This is a genomic window from Limosilactobacillus viscerum (assembly GCF_947387525.1).
Classification (GTDB): domain Bacteria; phylum Bacillota; class Bacilli; order Lactobacillales; family Lactobacillaceae; genus Limosilactobacillus; species Limosilactobacillus viscerum.
In genome coordinates this window covers 1-745 of record NZ_CANDNW010000071.1, presented here as the reverse complement: position 1 = coordinate 745, position 745 = coordinate 1, and the positions used below count along the sequence as shown (strand labels likewise).

At 41.1% G+C, this 745-nt stretch carries 1 protein-coding gene; it reads right to left on the bottom strand.

Annotation, left to right across the window (positions count from 1 at the left end; translation table 11 throughout):
• On the bottom strand, positions 1-655 hold a 655-nt coding region (locus QOS07_RS09285), incomplete at its 3' end, for an IS30 family transposase (protein WP_283588652.1).
• Positions 656-745 lie beyond the last annotated feature (90 nt).

The window sequence follows — 745 nt, the reverse complement described above, 5'->3', positions numbered from 1 at the left end:
GGTGCCGTGGTATTTTGGCAAGCCATTGGTCAAGGTGAGTGTTAACACATTCGGCAGTACGATGATGAATGTTAAGAATGATTTCAACTTTAGAGAGCCGTTCAACCAGAGTCATGACTGCGCCGTGATGCTTACTTCCTTGAACGGTATCAGCTTCTAGGTGACCAAATTCGTTACGATAGTTAGGATAATCGTTATATCGCTCATCGATATTGCGACCTAATTGTCCAGTTCGTCCTCGGCCGCGTGTTTCAACGTAACCATTAGGATGACGACGCCCTTTCATTGGCAATTGACGGACATCAAACTCGCCACGCTTGAACATCCGATATAAGGTCCGCATACTACAGCTAATATGATGCTCGTTACGACCAATGATGGTATCTGGTGTCCAGCCAGCGTTGACTTGCTTTTGAATATATTTTCGTTCATCTTTCGGTAGAGTAATTGATTTACGACCGCATTTAGCCTTTTGAAGACGGTAATGTTCCTGATATTGAACGATAGTTTTTCCTTGATTCAGAAAACGGTAAACACGATAGATAGTTTCAGCACTCCGTCGTAAAGCACGTGCAGCAAGGTAAGCCTTGGTGCCTTGTTTCCAAAAATGATATATAAAGGTCAGTTCTTGTGTGTTAAGATGCTTATAGGTCATTTGTGATGTTCCTTTACTTTTGTTTGTGGTTATTCAAAAGTCTATCACAAATGACTTTTTTATTTTTCTAACTTAATTTTACAAACCGCG